Source organism: Phenylobacterium sp. T106, assembly GCF_057219735.1.
Map to the genome: position 1 here is coordinate 529,319 of NZ_JBXVWA010000001.1, position 17,027 is coordinate 546,345.

Annotated in this window: 18 protein-coding genes; 14 read left to right on the top strand and 4 right to left on the bottom strand. The window is 72.7% G+C overall.

All coding sequences use genetic code 11. The features are described 5' to 3' along the window. Positions 1 to 182: 182 nt before the first annotated feature. From AC2D8W_RS02575 to AC2D8W_RS02605, 7 genes are all read left to right on the top strand, one after another. Positions 183 to 1,556 carry a lipopolysaccharide biosynthesis protein gene (locus AC2D8W_RS02575; protein ID WP_484670192.1) on the top strand — a complete coding sequence of 458 codons (1,374 nt, stop codon included), beginning with the start codon at positions 183 to 185 and terminating at the stop codon, positions 1,554 to 1,556. Next, the gene (locus AC2D8W_RS02580; RefSeq protein WP_484670193.1) at positions 1,553 to 3,286 is read left to right on the top strand and encodes a fatty acyl-AMP ligase; all 1,734 of its coding nucleotides are present in this window, start codon (positions 1,553 to 1,555) and stop codon (positions 3,284 to 3,286) included. Before AC2D8W_RS02575 ends, AC2D8W_RS02580 begins: the two co-directional genes overlap by 4 nt. 91 nt (positions 3,287 to 3,377) lie before the next feature. Continuing rightward, positions 3,378 to 4,310 (top strand): NAD-dependent epimerase/dehydratase family protein, encoded by a 933-nt coding sequence (locus tag AC2D8W_RS02585; protein ID WP_484670194.1) that lies wholly within the window; start codon positions 3,378 to 3,380, stop codon positions 4,308 to 4,310. A 107-nt stretch (positions 4,311 to 4,417) separates the two neighbouring features. Next, a complete protein-coding gene (locus tag AC2D8W_RS02590) occupies positions 4,418 to 4,672 on the top strand; it encodes an acyl carrier protein (protein ID WP_293482249.1) in 255 nt (84 codons plus the stop codon). A gap of 2 nt (positions 4,673 to 4,674) precedes the next feature. Then, positions 4,675 to 5,889, top strand: coding sequence for a serine palmitoyltransferase (spt, locus tag AC2D8W_RS02595; protein WP_484670195.1), 1,215 nt, complete (start codon positions 4,675 to 4,677; stop codon positions 5,887 to 5,889). A 93-nt stretch (positions 5,890 to 5,982) separates the two neighbouring features. Next, positions 5,983 to 6,681, top strand: coding sequence for a hypothetical protein (locus tag AC2D8W_RS02600; protein WP_484670196.1), 699 nt, complete (start codon positions 5,983 to 5,985; stop codon positions 6,679 to 6,681). Beyond that, positions 6,662 to 7,153, top strand: a complete 492-nt coding sequence (locus AC2D8W_RS02605; RefSeq protein ID WP_484670197.1) for a hypothetical protein — start codon at positions 6,662 to 6,664, stop codon at positions 7,151 to 7,153. Before AC2D8W_RS02600 ends, AC2D8W_RS02605 begins: the two co-directional genes overlap by 20 nt. A 43-nt stretch (positions 7,154 to 7,196) precedes the next feature. Here the strand turns inward: AC2D8W_RS02605 and AC2D8W_RS02610 are convergent, their stop codons facing one another. The 4 genes from AC2D8W_RS02610 to AC2D8W_RS02625 all read right to left on the bottom strand — a co-directional run bounded on the left by AC2D8W_RS02610 (position 7,197) and on the right by AC2D8W_RS02625 (position 11,009). Further along, positions 7,197 to 7,967, bottom strand: a complete 771-nt coding sequence (locus AC2D8W_RS02610; protein WP_484670198.1) for a Crp/Fnr family transcriptional regulator — start codon at positions 7,965 to 7,967, stop codon at positions 7,197 to 7,199. A gap of 86 nt (positions 7,968 to 8,053) precedes the next feature. Next, positions 8,054 to 8,965 (bottom strand): hypothetical protein, encoded by a 912-nt coding sequence (locus AC2D8W_RS02615; RefSeq protein WP_484670199.1) that lies wholly within the window; start codon positions 8,963 to 8,965, stop codon positions 8,054 to 8,056. Next, entirely contained in the window at positions 8,962 to 9,879 is a 918-nt protein-coding gene (locus AC2D8W_RS02620) for a diacylglycerol/lipid kinase family protein (protein ID WP_484670200.1), read from the bottom strand. Before AC2D8W_RS02620 ends, AC2D8W_RS02615 begins: the two co-directional genes overlap by 4 nt. After that, entirely contained in the window at positions 9,864 to 11,009 is a 1,146-nt protein-coding gene (locus AC2D8W_RS02625; protein ID WP_484670201.1) for a CDP-alcohol phosphatidyltransferase family protein, read from the bottom strand. Before AC2D8W_RS02625 ends, AC2D8W_RS02620 begins: the two co-directional genes overlap by 16 nt. 71 nt (positions 11,010 to 11,080) lie before the next feature. Here AC2D8W_RS02625 and AC2D8W_RS02630 point away from each other — a divergent pair, with 71 nt between their 5' ends. The 7 genes from AC2D8W_RS02630 to AC2D8W_RS02660 all read left to right on the top strand — a co-directional run bounded on the left by AC2D8W_RS02630 (position 11,081) and on the right by AC2D8W_RS02660 (position 17,025). Beyond that, entirely contained in the window at positions 11,081 to 11,962 is an 882-nt protein-coding gene (locus AC2D8W_RS02630) for a metallophosphoesterase family protein (protein ID WP_484670202.1), read from the top strand. Positions 11,963 to 12,033: 71 nt separating this feature from the next. After that, positions 12,034 to 13,071 (top strand): SDR family NAD(P)-dependent oxidoreductase, encoded by a 1,038-nt coding sequence (locus AC2D8W_RS02635; RefSeq protein WP_484670203.1) that lies wholly within the window; start codon positions 12,034 to 12,036, stop codon positions 13,069 to 13,071. Further along, positions 13,068 to 13,685 carry a hypothetical protein gene (locus AC2D8W_RS02640; RefSeq protein WP_484670204.1) on the top strand — a complete coding sequence of 206 codons (618 nt, stop codon included), beginning with the start codon at positions 13,068 to 13,070 and terminating at the stop codon, positions 13,683 to 13,685. Before AC2D8W_RS02635 ends, AC2D8W_RS02640 begins: the two co-directional genes overlap by 4 nt. 2 nt (positions 13,686 to 13,687) lie before the next feature. Further along, positions 13,688 to 14,242: a TetR/AcrR family transcriptional regulator gene (locus tag AC2D8W_RS02645; RefSeq protein ID WP_484670205.1), complete on the top strand. Its 555-nt coding sequence runs from the start codon at positions 13,688 to 13,690 to the stop codon at positions 14,240 to 14,242. 83 nt (positions 14,243 to 14,325) lie between these two features. Next, on the top strand, positions 14,326 to 14,760 hold the full coding sequence (locus AC2D8W_RS02650) for an HIT family protein (RefSeq protein ID WP_484670206.1): 435 nt from the start codon (positions 14,326 to 14,328) through the stop codon (positions 14,758 to 14,760). 22 nt (positions 14,761 to 14,782) lie between these two features. Then, positions 14,783 to 15,970, top strand: coding sequence for an LptF/LptG family permease (locus AC2D8W_RS02655; RefSeq protein ID WP_484670207.1), 1,188 nt, complete (start codon positions 14,783 to 14,785; stop codon positions 15,968 to 15,970). Further along, positions 15,967 to 17,025, top strand: coding sequence for an LptF/LptG family permease (locus AC2D8W_RS02660; protein WP_484670208.1), 1,059 nt, complete (start codon positions 15,967 to 15,969; stop codon positions 17,023 to 17,025). The genes AC2D8W_RS02655 and AC2D8W_RS02660 overlap by 4 nt, the downstream gene beginning before the upstream one ends. Positions 17,026 to 17,027: the final 2 nt, after the last annotated feature.

The following is a 17,027-nucleotide window of genomic DNA, read 5'->3' on the forward strand; positions in this document are numbered from 1 at the left end:
CGGGACAAGGTGCCCGAGGTGTTTCCGGCCACTGGGTCGCGCGGAAGCGCGGGCGAGACGATGCTCAGCGCGCCTGCGGCCCTTTCCCCTGCGCGGCCACGACGCTTGGCGCGCCGGGGCGGTCGGGGGTATCTGGGCGCGTCGCGTTTCGGGGGCGGCGCGTAACGGAGTAGGCTGGCCGGATGACGGCGTCCCAGGCGGAACAGATCGCCGGCGTGCGGCCGATCCTGATGCGCGTGCTGGCGAACGCGGGCCGGCTGCTGGGCGGACGCACGATCAACGCGCTGCTGGGGCTGGCCACCATGGCGATCGCCGCCCGGGCGCTGGGCGCGCCGACGCTGGGCGTGCTGGTCCTGATCCAGGCCTTCGTGGCGTTCCTCGCCGACGTGGTCGAGTTCCAGTCCTGGCAGACGGTGCTGCACTACGGCTCGCGGCCGCTGGCCGAGGGGCGCAAGGCCGACTTCCAGCGCGTGGTGCGCTTCAGCCTGACGCTGGACATCGTGAGCGCCCTCGTGGCGGTGAGCGTGGGCGTCGTGGGCTCGTTCCTGTTCGCGGGCCGGCTGGGATGGTCGGAGGCCGAGGCTCCGATCGCGGCGCTCTTCATGCTGACGGCCGTCTTCACGGTCTCGGCCACGCCCACGGGCCTGCTGCGGCTGTTCGACCGGTTCGACGTGATGGCGCGCCAGGCGGTGCTGATCGCCCTGATCCGGCTGGTGGCGAGCGCCATGGCCTGGGTGCTGGGCGGCGGGCTGCCGGGATTCCTGCTGGCCTATTTCGTCGCGACGCTGGGGAGCTGGTGCTATCTCGCCGGCTCCGCGTACGCCGAGCTGAAGCGGCGGGGCCTGACCGAGGGATTCTCGTGGCGCGGACCGTTGGCCGCCGGCATGCCGGGCATCTGGCGCTTCGCCTGGAACACCAACCTGGCGGCCGGGCTGGACGTCCTGTTCACCCACGTGGCGACGCTGATGGTGGGCGCGATCGCGGGACCGACGCAGGCGGCCTTCTGGCGCGTGGGCCGGCAGGTGGCCGACGCCATGGCCAAGCCCGCGAAGCTGCTGACCCCGGCGCTCTATCCCGAGCTGGCCCGGCTGCGGGCCGACGAGCGCATGCACGCCATGTGGCGGCTGGCGCGCAACGTGGGCCTTCTGACCGGCGGCGTGGGCGCCCTGCTGCTGCTGGTCACCACCGTGGCCGGGCCGCCGCTCCTGTCGGCGGTGCTGGGCAAGGAGTTCGCGCCGGCCGCCGACGCCATGACGTGGCAGGTGGCTGCGGCGGTGATCGGGATCTGCGCCCTGCCCCTGGAACCGCTGCTGATCTCGCTGGGCAAGCCTGGGCGGGCCGTCTGGGTGCGCCTGGCGGTGGGGATCGCCTTTGTGGCCGCCCTGCCCTTCCTCATTTCGCGGTTCGGCCTTATAGGCGCGGGCGCCGGGCTGGCTGCCGCGGCCGGCGCCCTTGCCCTGGGCATGCTGTGGTTCATCCTCAGAGAGAACGGGAATCGGCGGGCCGCCGACGCGCGCGCGCCCGATCCCCCGGAGAGTCCGAAAGGCGATCTTTGACTGCGACGCCCACCACGCTTCCTGGCCCCACCCCAACGGCGCCGGACCGCCCGTTCCGCCTGGACGGCTTCGCCACGCTGACCGAGGCGCTGGACTTCGCCGCGGGCGGTCCGACGGGCGTGAACCTGTACGGCCTGCGCGGCGAACTGGCGGAGGCGATCCCGTACGCCGAGCTGCGCGCGAGAGCGCTGGCCATGGCCGCCCGGCTGCTGGCGGCCGGGCTGAAGACCCACGACCGCGTGGGGCTGGTCGCCGAGACGGACGCCGAGTTCGTGGTCGCCTTCTTCGCCTGCCAGTACGCGCGCCTGACGCCGGCGCCGCTGCCGCTGCCGGCGCCCCTGGGCGGCCGCGACGCCTATGTGGAACAGATCGCCCGGATGCTGGGATCGGCCCGGGCGGCCGCCGTGTTCGGGCCCGAGACGCTGCAGCCGTGGCTGGCCGAGGCGGCCAAGGCGGCGGACGTGAAGCTGGTGGGGCGCGTGGGCGAGCTGCCGGAAGCCGCCCCCGTGGCGCTGGAGCCTCCGCGGCCGGACGACCCCTGCTACGTGCAGTTCTCGTCGGGCAGCACGCGCAATCCGACCGGCGTGCTCTGCACGCACCGGGCGCTGATGGCCAACGCCTTCGCCGCCACGAGCAGCGGCCTGAAGGTGACCCCCGCGGACCGGGCGATCTCGTGGCTGCCGCTCTACCATGACATGGGACTGGTGGGCTTCCTGCTGATGCCGCTCTCGGGGCAGATGTCCATCGACCTGATGCCGACGGGCGCGTTCGTGCGCCGGCCGCTGCTGTGGCTGGACCTGATGTCGAAGAACGGCGGCACGATCAGCTACAGCCCTTCGTTCGGCTACGAGCTGTGCGCCAAGCGCGGCGACGGGTCGCGCGAGGGCCTCAAGCTGGACCAGTGGCGCGTGGCCGGCTGCGGCGGCGACATGGTGCGGCCGGGCCCGCTCACCGCGTTCGCCGAGCGGTTCGCCGCCGCCGGCTTCCGCCCGGAGGCCTTCGTGGCGAGCTACGGCATGGCCGAGGCGACCCTGGCGCTGACCATGGCGCCGCTCGACCGTGGCCTGGTCTTCGATTCCGTGGACGTGACGCGCATGGAGCGTGACGGGGCGGTCGTGAAGGGGACCGGCGCCCGGGCGCGGGGCTTCGTGCGCTGCGGGGGGATCTTCCCCGGTCACGAACTGGAGGTGCGCGACGAGGCCGGAACCGCCCTGCCCGAGCGGCAGGTTGGCCGCATCTTCGTCCGCGGGCCGTCGCTGATGCGCGAGTACTTCGGCGACAGGGCGGCGACCGAGGCGGTGCTGTCCGCCGACGGCTGGCTGGATACCGGCGACCTGGGCTACCTGGTGGACGGCGAGATCGTGCCGACCGGCCGGGCCAAGGACCTGATCCTGCTGAACGGCCGCAATGTCTGGCCGCAAGACCTGGAATGGACGGCGGAATCCGAGGTCGAGAAGCTGAAGAGCGGCGACGTGGCGGCCTTCTCCATCGATCGCGACGCGGGCGAGCAGCTGGTCGTGCTCGTGCAGGCGCGGACCTCGGATCCAGAGGTGCGGCGCGCGCTGGTGGACGACGTGGCGGCCCTGCTGCGCGCCCGTCACGGCGTGGAGGCGCAGGTGGAGCTGGTCGGCCACAACGCCCTGCCCCAGACCTCGTCCGGCAAGCTGTCGCGTTCGAAGGCGCGGGCGCTGTTCCTGGCGGGGGCCTTCAAGCAGGAGGTGCCGGCCTGAGGACGCCCTCGAGCTGTCGTCCCGGCTCCGCCAGCGGCGGACGGCGGGCCCCTGACGCGCTGCGCGCAGAGGACGGCCCCCGGGGCGCGGCATGAGGGGCCTCGCCGCGGTGACCGGAGCCACCGGGTTCCTCGGGCGCCAGCTCGTCCGGGTGCTGGCGGCCGACGGCTGGCGCGTGCGGATCCTGGCGCGGCGCGACCCCATCGACCCCCTCTGGCGCGACTGCGAGCCCGAGGTCGTGCCCGGCAGCCTGACGGACGAGGCCGCCCTGGCGCGGCTGGCGGCGGGGGCGAACGTGCTGATCCATGCCGCGGGGCTGGTGAAGGCGCCGAACCGGGCCGCCTTCGACGCAATCAACGCCCAGGGGGCGCACCGCGTGGCGCTCGCGGCGCGCGAAGTTCCCCACGTGATCCTGGTCTCGAGCCTGACGGCGCGCGAGCCGCAGCTGTCGCACTACGCCGCCAGCAAGCGGGCCGGCGAGGAGGCGATGCGGGTGGTTCTGGGCCCCCGGCTGACGGTGGCGCGGCCTTGCGCCATCTACGGCCCCGGGGACCGCGAACTGCTGCCGGTGTTCCAGGGTGCGGCGGTCTCGCCGGTGCTGCCGGTGCTGTCGGAGCGGGCGCGCGTGTCGATGATCCACGTCGAGGACGCCGCGCGCCAGGTGGCCGACCTTGCTGCAGCGCAGCCCGCCGGCCTGCTGACGGCGCTCTGCGACGATCGACCCGCGGGCTACGGCTGGTCCGAGCTGATGACGGCGGCGGCGAGGGCCTGCGGCCGTACGCCGCGGCTCGCGCCCGTTCCGTGGACGATCGTGCGCGCGATCGGAATCACAAATGATTTCACAGCGCTGCTGGGCGCCTCGCCGATGCTCACCTCCGCCAAGGCGCGCGAGCTGCTGCATCCGAACTGGGCGGTCGCCGAGGACGAGCGTACGAAAGGACTTTCGGCGGCGCGGTACGATCTGGAGGCCGGGTTCGCCGACACCGTGGCCTGGTACCGCAGTGCGGCATGGATGAAACATTAGCTGCGGTTTTGTGACCGGTCGGCGCACGGGTTGTGGAAATCGCGGTCGGACAAGGCTATGTGCGCGACTGGCGTGAACTGATCGAACAGGCCGTGGGGGGCCTCCGAATGGCGGAACTGACGACGGATCTGACCGTCCGCGAGGTGGCGCGAGCCGCCGAGACGGTCCTGGGCCGTAGCGTTCAGGTCACCCATGACACGGACATCGCCCGCGACCTCGCTGTAGATTCGCTTGCGCTGATGAACATCGTCATGGAGCTTGAGGATCGTTTCGACCTCTCGATTCCCCTTGATCGTCTGGCGACGGTGCAGACGGTTGGCGATCTCTCCGATCTGATCAACAAGCTGCGGGTGAAGGCTTAACGATGGGGCTCCTCGACAAGCACCTGGGCTACCGCGCCCCCCTCGACGGCATCCGCGCGGCCGGCGCCGATCCCTCGGCCGTTCGATTCGACGCCGTGCTCTCGCCGACCGAAGGCCTGCTCGACGGCCGGAAGGTCATCCTGCTCGGGACGAACAACTACCTGGGCCTGACGTTCGACCCCGCCTGCATCGAGGCGTCGGCCGAGGCGGTGAAGCAGTGGGGCACCGGCACCACGGGCTCGCGGTTCGCCAACGGCACCTTCGCCGGCCACACGGCGCTGGAGACGGCGCTCGCCAAGTTCTACGGCCGCAAGCACGCCATGGTGTTCACCACCGGCTACCAGGCCAACCTGGGCGGCATCTCCGGCCTCGTGGGCCGCGGCGACCACCTGATCCTGGACGCCGACAGCCACGCCTCGATCTATGACGCGGCCAAGCTCTCGGGCGCCGAGGTCATCCGCTTCCGCCACAACGACCCCGAGGACCTGGCCAAGCGCCTGCGCCGCATGGGCGACGCCGCCAAGGGCAGCCTGATCGTGGTCGAGGGCATCTACTCCATGATCGGCGACGTGGCGCCGCTGAAGGAGATGGTCGCCGTCAAGAAGGAGGCCGGCGCCTACCTCCTGGTGGACGAGGCCCACTCCATGGGCGTGCTGGGCGAGAAGGGCCGCGGCCTGGCCGAGGCGGCCGGCGTCGAGGCCGACGTCGACTTCATCGTCGGCACCTTCTCCAAGAGCCTGGGCGCCGTCGGCGGCTTCCTGGTCTCGGACGAGGACAATTTCGACCTGCTGCGCATCGTCAGCCGGCCCTACATGTTCACCGCCTCGCTGCCGCCGGCGGTGATCGCCTCCACGCTCGCCGCCCTGAAGCGGCTCGAGGAGGACTCCAGCCTGCGCACGCGCCTGTCGGCCAACGCGGACCGGCTCTACGACGGCCTGCGCGACATGGGCTACGCCGTGGGGCCCCATGCGAGCCCCATCACCGCCGTGGTGATGCCCGACCAGGCGACCGCCGTGATGATGTGGAACGCGCTGCTGCAGCGGGGCGTCTACCTGAACCTCGCGATCCCGCCGGCGACGCCCGAGAACAAGTCGCTGCTGCGTTCCAGCGTCAGCGCGGCGCACACGCCCGAGCAGATCGACCAGGTGCTGGCGATCTTCGAGGATCTGGGCGTTGAGTTCGGGCTGCTCCAGCGGGCGCGGCGCGCCTCGGCCTGACCCCCGAAGCCACAACTTCGACTTGATCGCCTTGCAATTGCCCGTTGCGATCGGCGGGCGTAGCGTTCGCACCTCTGGCATGGAGGGCGATGGATGGCGACGCTGGTCTACAACAACGCGGGCAAGATCCGGGACAAGAAGCTCACGCCCAAGCTCGAGAAGCTTCTGACCGACGCCGCCGAGGCGGTGGGGATCGACAAGGTGTCGGTGACCTCGGGCGGTCAGGATCCGATCGGGACGCCGAATGCGCGCCGGACCGGCTCGACCCGGCACGACGGCGGCCAGGCGGCGGACATCCAGCTGCTGGACGACGGCGAGGTGCTGGATTTCGACAAGCAGCGCAGCCGTTTCGAAGCCTTCGTCACCAAGGCCGCGAGCCTGGGCGCCACCGGCATCGGCGCGGGCGTCGACTACATGGGCACGAAGACCATCCACGTGGGCTTCGGGTCGAAACTGGTGTGGGGCGCAGGCGGCAAGAGCGTGAACGCGCCCACCTGGCTGAAGACCGCGGCCGCCAAGGGGTGGGGCCAGCCGGCCCCCGCCGCCCCCGCCAAGGCGAAGGCGGGACGCAACGTCGTGATCGCCCGTGGGGGGCTGAAGCTGCGCGGCGGACCCGCCCAGACGTTCCCCGAGGCCAAGACGCTCAAGTTCGGAACCGAGCTCGTCGTGCGGTCGTTCGGAGGCCCTGGTGGAGACTGGGCGCTTGTCGACCTCGAAGATGACGGTCAGCTCGACGGCTTCGTTTTCGCGGCCTTCCTCGCGCCGGTCGAGGATGACGACGACGCGACCTGAAGCTGCCGCGGCCAGGAGACGAACGCCGGCCCTGCGCCTCGGCGCGCTGCTGCTCGCGCTGACCGCGCTTGCGGCGTGCGGCGACGGCGCCGAACCGCGCGCGGCCTCGTCCTCCCCTCCTCCGCCGGCGGCGTCGGCCAGGCCGGCTCAGCCCGAGCCGCCACGAAACGGCATACCCGCGGCGTTCCTGGGCGCGTGGGACCTGCGGCCCGCCGACTGCAGCCAGGGGGGCGGCGACGGACGGCTGGTGATCGGCGCCGGCGGGCTCAAGTTCTACGAGAGCGAGGGACGCGTGGACTCGGCGAGGGTCGAGGGCGACACCCTCACCGTGACGGCTTCCATGACGGGCGAAGGCGAAACCTGGACCGAGACCTACCGCTTCCAGCTCATGCCCGGCGGCGGGGAGCTGGTTCAGCGTGTCTCGCCGGGAGACGATGGCCTTCGGCGCGTCCGCTGCAGCGTGGCCCCCTAACCCCGGCCTCGCAGGCGGGCGCTCGTACGGCGTCCGGAGGGCTTCAGCGCCGAGGACGCGTGTCGGCGTAGGCCTCGGGGTGCGGCGTGGCGGCGGGTGCGCCCTGGCGAGGCGCCCGGCCGGCCGCCTGGTCGAGACGGTCCAGGTCCAGGATCAGGACGCCGGCGTCCTCAATGCGCAGGATGCGGTCGCTCTCCCAGGCCCGCATCAGGCGCGCGACCGTGTCGCGTTGCAGCCCCGCGTGCGCCTCGATCGTGCCGTCGGCCGGGAGGATCGGGAGACGAAGGCCGGCCGCCTCGATGTGGCCGTGCTCGTCGCACAGGCGGCGGAGCGCGCGCGCCAGGCGCGTGCGGGCGTCGTGGAAGACGATCTCCTCGAGCATCTGGTTCGAAGCCCGCAGGCGGCTGCACAGGAGGGTCACGACCTGCAGCATGGCCGCCGGATGGGCCTGCAGGACCGGCATCAGGGCCTCGCGCTCGATCTGCAGCATCTGGGTGGGCCGCACGGTGACCGCGGTCGCCGTGCGCGGGCCCTCGTCAAGAAGGGCGATCTCGCCGAACAGATGGCCCGGCCCCGAAATGCCGAGGACCACCTCGCGGCCGTCCAACGCGTGCACACAGAGCTTCACCTGTCCGCTGACGACGACGAACAGAGACGTCTCGTAATCGCCCTCGAGGAACAGGATGTGGTTGGGTTCGAGCGTCCTGCGGACGGCGGTCGCGGCGACGGCCTGGAGCGCCGCGGCGGGGAGACCTGCGAAAAGCGGCTGCCGCCGCAACTGGTTCACCAGGGAGTCGTCGAGCACGGTTGTCATGCAAGCGCCACATTGGCCTCAGATTGCGCCGTTCTCAACAGGTATGCGGCCGCCACCCCGGATTCCAGGGGCCGTCGCTGGACGGTCTAGCGGCGGGCAAGGCGCCGGCGTCGCCGCAGCTCCAGCCAGGCCCCGGGGGCGGCCAGGAAGGGATGACGCTCGCGCCAGGGCGTGAGCTCGATCTCGATGCCGGTATGGCGGGCGATCTTGTATGCGGCGTAGCGGGCCGCCCCGTCGAACGTGAAGGCCGCCTTCAGGATCCGCACCACGTTGAGGGGCTTGCCGGCCAGGCTGGGCAGCGTCCAGCCCGGGAGACCCCGGCGATCGGGAACCAGCATCCCCCCCTCCTCGGTGTGACGGACGCCCGCGGCCGTCCAGGCGAGCGGAAGGAGTGCGTCGTAGCGGTCGCCGTCGTGGGCCAGCACGGTGTCGGCGCGGTCGGCGGACTCCACGCGGAACTCGGCGGCGTACGTCCGGCGGAACAGGGCCGACCAGAAGGCGGCGGCGGGCCCGCGCTCCGGTCCCAGGGCGGCGGCGAAGCGGCTGGCGGTGGCGACGGCCGAGGCGACGGCGGCGCGGACGGCGGCGGCCGACGCCTCGTCGGCCGCCCAGACGCGCTGGCAGGGCTGCACGAAGCGGGCCCAGACGGTGGTGTCCAGGGTCCGCCCCTCGGCGGCCCGCCGGAACGTGGCGAGCGGCAGCGTGGCGACCTTGGCCTTCAGCGGCGGAGCGCCGGCCGCGACCGCGATCTCGTGGTAGCTGACCTCGGGCCACAGGACGGCCTCCACGGCGCCGCGCAGGCCCCGGCGGTGGGGGCGCCGGGTCAGGCGGTAGAAGTCCAGCACGCCCGAGAGGTCGCCCGTCCGCAGGGTGGAGCCGTAGTAGAGCACGGCGGCGTCCACCGCCGGATCGGCGAGGGCCGCGGCCAGGCGAACGACGGCGTCGGGCGCCGGGGCGGCCAGTTCGGCCTCCAGCCTGGCCTCGAGCGCATCCCTCATGGGATCACGAACTCCAGCTCCGGGCCCTGCCGGAGGGTGAGCGCGCCGCCCTCGAAGATCTCGCCGTCGAGGACGAAATGACCCGCGAACGAGAGGTCGATCTCGGCGATGTCCCGGCGGCGGTAGCCGGCGCCGGCCAGCCAGGGCGGATCGCGGCCGGCCAGGATGGCGGGGACCGCGGCGGCGAGGCGGCGGGGCGGCGCCTCCACCGAGAGGACCTTGAGCCCCTCGTGCGGCGGTCCGAAGGGCTTCAGCCCCAGCGGGAAGCGCTTCAGGGTCGAGGCCAGGACGAGGAACCAGGCGCGCTCGGGCTCGTCCCCCAGGCGGGCCGGCTCGCCGCGACGCCAGGGGTCCTCGGGGCCGCCGACGAAGGTGCGGCCCGCCGCGCCCACGATGGTGACCGCGATGGCGGCGCTGTCGAAGAAGCCGCGGCGGTGGTTTGTCTGCGCGAGCTCGGTCCCGCGCACGAAGGCGCCGAATCCGAACAGGAAGCCCCGGCGCTCCGGCGTGGCGAGGCCCGGGCGCACCACCTCCAGGCAATGCCGGCGCTTGGGCGGCTTGCCCGCCCGGACGGCGGCAAGGAGATCCTCCAGCGTGGAGCCCAGCGGCACGCCGAGGTCGAGGGCGAGCGCATTGGTCTTGCCGTTGGGCACGATAGCGACCCGCGGCGTGCGGCCGCCGTAGGCCTCGGGCAGGCGCGTGAGCACCTCGCGGATCGTCCCGTCGCCGCCATCGATGGCGACCAGCTCCACGCCCTCCGCGGCGAAGCGGCGCAGCGCGGCGTACAGCTCGCCTTCGTGCTCGGGCGCGACGTCCAGGACATCGTCCGGCAGCGGGAGCCTGCCCCCGGCGCGCTGGTTGCGGTGGCTCTTCTGGTTCCAGATGACGCCCGCGCGGATCACCGCGACAGCCACGAGACGACGCGTTCGCGCGGCGTGGCGAAGGCCTGGACCAGCTGGACGGTGTGGACCACGAGGCTGAGCGCGGTCCAGATCGCGACCAGGTAGAAGCCGACGTCCGGCCGGCCCAGCGCCCAGGCCGGCGTCAGGATCAGGAGGTTCGGGTTCCGGCGGGCGGTGATCTGACGGAAGAAGCTGTCGAAGGGGCGCCACGCATGCACGTGCATGCCGAACGCCCGCATGAAGATCCCCTCCTCCACGCGCTGCACGACGTAGCCGACCAGGATGACCGCCAGCGCGAGTTCGGGCAGCGGCAGCGGGCTCACAGACATCCACTCGACGTACCAGCCGGCCGGGGGCGGGCTGGCGAGATGGAAGGCGCCGACGTACCAGGCCCACCACCAGAACGGCGGGTGGATCAGGTCGATGCCGTGGTCGAAGACGTTGCCGATCTTCGACGAGGTCATGGTGACCCGGGCGAGCTTGCCGTCCACGGTGTCGAGGAACGTCATGATCCAGGCGCAGATCAGCCCCAGGCCGAACTGGCCGTTCCAGAAGTAGTACTGGGCCCCGAGCACGAGCAGAAAGCCTAGGAACGTCACCATGTTGGGCGTGAAGCCTGCCATGGCGCACCAGCGGGTCACGATGCGCGCCGGCACGGGCCAGACATGCTTGGTGACGAGGTCGGTGACGCCCTTGTACGAGCCCTTGAAGGTTCGGGCCTCGACGGCGCGGACGTTCTCGCGGCTGAGTTTCAGGAGGATCGGCTCCTCCCGCTTCCGGAGTTCCTGGTTGTAGCTGAGCTCCTCCAGCGACAGCCGGGTCAGCCCCCCGGGATCGCGCCCGGCCTCCAGGGCCGCCGCAGCCTCGTCCGCACGCGCCGCGGGCACGTGGGCGGCGACCGCCTCGCCGTCGGCGGCGACCAGCACCGCGCCGGGGCGGGCCACGAGGGTCTTGATGACGCTCTCGTCGTAGACCCAGGTCCCGCGCGTGAGGACCACGGTCCCGCCGGGCGGGGCCGAATCGGCGACGCCGGCCCGGCGGTAGATGCGCCGGAGCCGTTCGCGCCCGGTCATGCCCCAGATCCGGACGTCGCTGTCGCCCAGGATCCGGCCCGCCGGGGCCCCCTCCACGTTCGTCTGCAAACCAAGCCTCTGACGCAAATCGGTGGAACCTGATACCGAGCGTCGTTCCCTTAGGAAAGCCGCGCCCTCGTTTGACCGCCTTTCGCCTCGCCCACATCTCGGATCCGCATCTGCCGCCGCCCGACCTGCCGTTCCGGTGGCGGGACATGGCGTCGAAGCGCGCGCTGTCGCGCCACGCGTGGCGGCGCAAGCACCGGCGGCACGACAAGCGCGTTCTGGACGCGCTGACCGGTCACATCCGGGGCCGCGGCGTCGACCACCTCGCCGTCACGGGCGACCTGATCAACTTCGCCACGCCCGAGGAGTTCGCCGCGGCCCGCGCGTGGCTGGAGACCCTGGGCGACCCCGCCGACGTCACCGTGAGCCCCGGCAACCACGACGCCCTCGCGGCCCACGGCGCGCCCGAGGCCTTCGCGCCCTGGCGCCCCTGGCTGGGCGACGGGGATGCGGACGGGTTTCCGTACCTGCGGGTGCGCGGCCCGGTCGCGATGGTCAACCTCTCGTCCGCGCGCCCCACGCCGCTGCACCTGGCCACCGGGACGCTCGGACGCGAGCAGGTCGAGGCCGCACGGGCTCTGCTGGACCAGGCACGCGGGCGCTTCCGCGTGGTCCTGGTGCACCATCCGGTGTCCCGCGGCGTCGTGTCCGGCCGCAAGTCGCTGACGGACGCCGATGCGCTGAGGGCCGCGGTCGCGGACGCAGGGTGCGAACTTGTCCTGCACGGCCATGCGCACGAGGCGGTGCTGAGCAGCCTTCCGGGTCCCGCCGGCCCGATCCCCGCGCTGGGCGTGCCCTCGGCGTCCACGCCCCTCGGCCGCCCGCACGACCAGGCCGCGCGCTGGAACGAGATCGAGGTCACGGCCGAGGGCGGCGGCTTTCGCGCCGGGGTCACGGCGCACGGCCTGGCGCCGGATCGGACGGTGGCGACGCTGGGGCGCTTCCACCTCATCTAGCGGCTAAACACCTTGTTTAAGCGGCTGGCCGGTTTATAAATGTGCATTCATTTATAAACGGGAGCGGTCGCATGGAGAGGCCTCTCGAGGGGCAGGTTGCGCTTGTGGCCGGCGCCACCCGCGGGGCGGGCCGCGGGATCGCCCGGGCGCTCGCCGAAGCGGGCGCGCGCGTCTACTGCACCGGGCGCAGCGCGGCAGGCCATCCGCCCGGCATGGACCGGCCCGAGACGCTCGACCAGACGGTCGCGCTGATCGAGGGGGCCGGCGGCCAGGCGGTCGGCGTCCGCGTCGACCACACCCATGAGGACGAGGTGGCCGCGCTCGCCGCGCGCATCGGCGACGAGGCGGGCCGCCTCGACGTGCTGGTGAACAGCGTCTGGGGCGCTGACCCGATGATCGACTGGGGCAAGCGCTTCTGGGAGGCGGACCTCTCGGGCGTGCGCGCCTATCTGGACCAGACGCTGGTCAGCCACCTGATCACCAACCGCCACCTGGCCCCGATGATGGTGGCGGCGAAGCGTGGCCTGATCGTCGAGGTGATCGACGGCCATCTGCCGGGATACCGCGGGCACCTCCTGTACGATCTCGTCAAGGCGGCGCTGGGACGGGCGGCCTACGGCATGGCCGCCGAGCTGCTGCGCACCGGCGTGACCGCCCTCGCCGTCTCGCCGGGCTTCCTGCGCTCGGAGGCGGTGCTCGAGCACTTCGGGGTGACCGAGACGACCTGGCCCGACGCCGTCGCCAAGGACCCCTACTTCGCGGAGTCGGAGTCGCCGGCGCTGGTGGGACGCGCGGTCGCGGCCCTGGCGGCGGACCCACACGTCGGGCGCAAGGCGGGCCTCACCCTCTTCGCCGCCGACGTGGCGCGCGAGTACGGTTTCACGGACGTCGACGGGCGCACGCCGGACTTCCACGGGTTCTTCGACGCCCAGGCGAAGGCCATGGCGTCGGCCGACCCGCCGCCGCAGGACGACTACAGCCGCTTCCTGATGTGGTCGCGGTACTGGCAGATCCACCGCGTGCCCGAGCGGCGTGAACTGGCCGAGGACCTGGCGCGGGCGCTGGGCTTCGCCGACCTGGGGCCGGGCCTCGCGCCCGTGGCGCGATGAGCGCCGCGACGCCCTCTCCCGCCGTCATCGGCCTGCGGGCGGGCCGGGGCGGCTGCGTGGCCGTCGCCGTGACGGCGGGGCCGCGCGTCGTGCTGTCGGCCTTCCTGGCGACCGCGGAGCCGGGCGACCGCCTCGCCCTGGAGCCCTACGCCGTCGCCTACGAGCGGGCCCGGCAGGGCGCGACGGCCGAGGCCGCCGCAGCGGTCGAGGAAGGCCGCCGCCGTCAGGACGCCCTGGCCGCGGCGGCGCTGAGCGGGCTGGTGGAGCGGCTGCGGCGCCGGGGCGAGGCGCCCGCGTCGGCGGCGCTGCTGGTCAACCGCGCGGGCTGGATCACCGACCTCCTGGCGTACAGCCTCGGCGCGCCCGAGCACCCCGCGGTGGCCGAAGGACTGGCCGTGCGCGAGGCGATGCGCGCGGCGTGCCGGCATTGCGGCCTGACCTGCGCCGAGATCGACGAGAAGTCCCTGCCCGAGGCGGCGCGCGATCGGCTTACCCTCGGCGCGGACGAGATCGAGGCGACTCTCAAGGCGCTGGGCGCCGACGCGGGTAAGCCCTGGCGCAAGGAGCAGAAGCTGGCGGCGCTGGCCGCCTGGGCGCAGCTGGGAGCCTGCTAGGCGTGCCGCGGAAGAAGTCGATCAGCGACGAGGCGATCCTGGAGCGCGCCCTGCCCCTGATGGCCGCGGCGGGGCCGGCGGGGTTCACGCTGGCCGACGTGGCGCGCGACGTCGGCGTGTCGCCGGCCACGCTGCTCCAGCGCTTCGGCGACAAGCAGACGCTGGTGGCGCGCGCCTTCGCCCACGACAACGTCCGCTTCACGGCCTGGGTGGCCGGGCTGCCCGACGGCGTCGGCAGCGAGGTCGTGATCGGCATCTACACCGACGCCACCCGCCTGTTCGGAGACAACCCGAGCCTCGCCGACCACCTGCTCTGGCTTCGCGAGGACATCCGCGACCCGGCCATGAACCGCCTGGCGCGGGAGCGGTTTGCCCTGTTCCGGGCTGCGATCGTGCGGCGGCTGCCGCCGCTGCCGATCCCGGCGGAGCGGGCGGCCGCGCTGCTCGACGCGCAGCACCACGGCGCCCTGGTGCAGTGGGCGATGGACCCGCAGGGCTCGCTGGCCGATCACGTGCGGCAAAGCCTCACCGACTGGTTCCGGCTCGCCGGCGCCTGAGCGCACGAAAGCCGCCGTTCCCGCTTTCGCCGCGGGGGGCCGGTCCCTATGATCGCGCTTCGCCGCACCGCCAGGAACGCACCGTGAGCAACGCCACCGCCCGCAAGTTCGGGCACCCGAACACCCTGGTCGCGGAGACCGCGAAGTGGCTGGTGCTCGTGCGGCCGCAGCAGCCGACCTACGGATCGCTGGTGCTGGTCTGCAAGGAGGAGGCGACGGCCTTCTCGGATCTCTCGGCCGAGGCCTTCGCCGACCTCAAGACCGCCGTGGACGGCGTCGAGGCGCTGCTTCGCCATACTGTGGCCTACGAGCGCATCAACTACCTGATGCTGATGATGGTCGACCCTGACGTCCATTTCCACGTGCTGCCGCGCTACGACGGCGAGCGCAGCCATGGCGGCCATGTGTTCCGGGATGCGGGCTGGCCGGGTCCGCCGGCGCTTGCGTCGCACGTCGCGCTGAGCGAGGAGGAGGCCGGCGCGCTGGCCGCCGAGTTCGCCGCCCTCTGGCGGGCATGACCGCCGCACCCCGGGGGACCGATTGAGCCGCATCGACCGCTACCTGCTCCGGCTGGCCTTCTGGCCGATGGTCGGGGCGACCGGGGTCACCCTGATCGCGCTGCTCCTGGAGCGCACGCTGCGGCTGCTCGACCTGCTGGCGGCGTCCAGCGACCGGTTCGGCTTCGTGGCGCAGCTCGCGGTGAACCTGGTGCCGCACTATGTGGGCCTGACCCTGCCGGCCGCGTTCTTCCTGGCCCTGATCATCGTCGTCAACCGGATGAACCAGTCCTCCGAGGTGGACGCCCTCCTGGCCGCCGGCGTGTCGCTGACGCGGCTGGCGGCGCCCTACCTCTGCCTGGCCGCGGGGCTGGCGGCGGTGAGCCTGGTGGTGTTCGGCTTCCTGCAGCCCTACAGCCGCTACGCCTATCGCGCCGTGCTGCACACCGCCCAGAACGCCGGCTGGAACGGGCTGGTCCCCGCCGAGACGATCCTGATCCCGTCCAAGGACCTGACGATGACGACCGACGCCGCCGATGCGGCCGGCCAGCAGCTCAGCCGGGTCTTCATCCGCCGGATCACCGAGACCGGTCGCGAGGAGATCACCACCGCCGGCATGGCCGAGGTCCGCCGCACGGCCGACGGCCGCAACGTCCAGCTGATGCTCAAGAACGGCCAGCAGCTTCGCTATGACCGCCAGGGTCACCCCGAACTCCTCAGCTTCGAGGACTTCACGATGCAGCTGCCGGTGCAGGGGCCAGCCCGGCTGCTGCGGTCGCGGGGCGGCGACGAGCGGGAGCTGACCCTCTTCGAGCTGGCCGACCAGGCCGAGAGCGGACGCACGTCGATCCCGCGCGACACCCTGCTGGGCGAGCTCTACGGGCGGCTGGCGCGCGCGCTTGTGCTCCCGCTGCTCCCACTGCTCGCGGTGCCGCTCGGGCTGGCCGCCAAACGCAGCGGCCGCGCGCCGGGCGTGATCGTGGGCGGCCTCCTGCTGCTGGCGTTCTACCACGCCGTCCAGCTGGGCGAGGGCCTGGCCGACACGGGGCGGGCGAACCCGGCGCTCGCCGTGGGCCTGCCCTTCGTGGTCTTCGCGAGCATCGCGATCGTGGTCTTCGTCAGCAGCCGCAAGCGGCCCGGGGAGACCCCGATCGGCCGGGTGATGGAGCTGATCGCCACCCAGGTCGCGCGCTTCAAGCTGCGTCGCGCGGGCCAGGCGCAGCCGGCATGACGCTCTCGAGCTACCTGCTGCGCCTGATGGGGTCGCGGATCCTCGCGGCCCTGGCGATCATGGTCGGCATCCTGCAGATCCTCGACCTGCTGGACGTGACCACCGAGATCCTGGACCGCAAGCTGGGCGCCGAGGGCGTGGCCTACTACGCGATGCTGCGGCTGCCGCGCCTGATCGAGCAGGCGGCGCCGCTTTCGGTGCTGGCGGGCTCGCTGTTCGCCTTCGGCAAGCTGGCCGGCGAGAGCGCCGTCACCGCCATGCGCTCGACGGGGATATCGGCCTACCGCGTGACGATGATCGCCGCGCCGGCCGCCCTGGCCCTGGCCGTGGCGCAGCTCGCGATCGGCATGGTCATCGCTCCGCGCACCGACGCGCAGCTTTCGACCTGGTGGCAGAGCTCGACGCCGGCGGATCCGGACAAGGTGGTGGATCCCCTCACCTTCCGGCTTGGCGACGAGATCGTCGTCGCGGTGCCCCGCGATCCGGACGGACGGAGCCTGGAGAAGGTGACCATCTACCGGCGCGACCAGACGGGACGCCTAGTGCAGCGGACCACCGCGCAGGCGGCGGTCTACGAGAACGAGCGCTGGCGGCTGGTGGAGCCGCGGTTCGAAACCCTTGGCGCGGCCAGCATCGCCGAGGGCGCGGCGCGGTCCATGGACTGGTCGGACACGCTGAAGCCGGGGGACGTGCGGACGCTGGCCATGGGGCAGACGTCGGTGACCCCGGCGGAGGCCAGCCGGGCGCTCGCCGGCGGCCTCTCGGTTCGGCCACGGACGTTCTACGACACCCAGCTGCAGCGGGCCTGGGCGGCGCCTGCCGCGTGCCTGGTGATGCTGCTGCTGGCCGCGCCTGCCGCGCTGGCGAACTTCCGCGGCGGCGGCGCGACCCTGATCGTCCAGTGCCTGGCGTCGGGCCTGCTGTTCCTGGTGTTCGACGGCGCCTTCACGGCGCTGGGCGAGAACGGCGCCGCGCCGCCCCTGCTGGCGGCCTGGGCGGCGCCCGCCATGTTCGCCGCGTTCGGATTGACCATGCTGATCTATCGCGAGGGCTAGCG

What these genes read in the sequence shown, in the direction of transcription:
- AC2D8W_RS02575 (WP_484670192.1), top strand. Translation starts at nt 183, where the DNA reads ATGACGGCGTCCCAGGCGGAACAGATCGCCGGCGTGCGGCCGATCCTG.
- AC2D8W_RS02585 (WP_484670194.1), top strand. Translation starts at nt 3,378, where the DNA reads ATGAGGGGCCTCGCCGCGGTGACCGGAGCCACCGGGTTCCTCGGGCGC.
- AC2D8W_RS02590 (WP_293482249.1), top strand. Translation starts at nt 4,418, where the DNA reads ATGGCGGAACTGACGACGGATCTGACCGTCCGCGAGGTGGCGCGAGCC.
- spt (WP_484670195.1), top strand. Translation starts at nt 4,675, where the DNA reads ATGGGGCTCCTCGACAAGCACCTGGGCTACCGCGCCCCCCTCGACGGC.
- AC2D8W_RS02600 (WP_484670196.1), top strand. Translation starts at nt 5,983, where the DNA reads ATGGCGACGCTGGTCTACAACAACGCGGGCAAGATCCGGGACAAGAAG.
- AC2D8W_RS02605 (WP_484670197.1), top strand. Translation starts at nt 6,662, where the DNA reads ATGACGACGACGCGACCTGAAGCTGCCGCGGCCAGGAGACGAACGCCG.
- AC2D8W_RS02610 (WP_484670198.1), bottom strand. Translation starts at nt 7,967, where the DNA reads ATGACAACCGTGCTCGACGACTCCCTGGTGAACCAGTTGCGGCGGCAG.
- AC2D8W_RS02615 (WP_484670199.1), bottom strand. Translation starts at nt 8,965, where the DNA reads ATGAGGGATGCGCTCGAGGCCAGGCTGGAGGCCGAACTGGCCGCCCCG.
- AC2D8W_RS02635 (WP_484670203.1), top strand. Translation starts at nt 12,034, where the DNA reads ATGGAGAGGCCTCTCGAGGGGCAGGTTGCGCTTGTGGCCGGCGCCACC.
- AC2D8W_RS02640 (WP_484670204.1), top strand. Translation starts at nt 13,068, where the DNA reads ATGAGCGCCGCGACGCCCTCTCCCGCCGTCATCGGCCTGCGGGCGGGC.
- AC2D8W_RS02660 (WP_484670208.1), top strand. Translation starts at nt 15,967, where the DNA reads ATGACGCTCTCGAGCTACCTGCTGCGCCTGATGGGGTCGCGGATCCTC.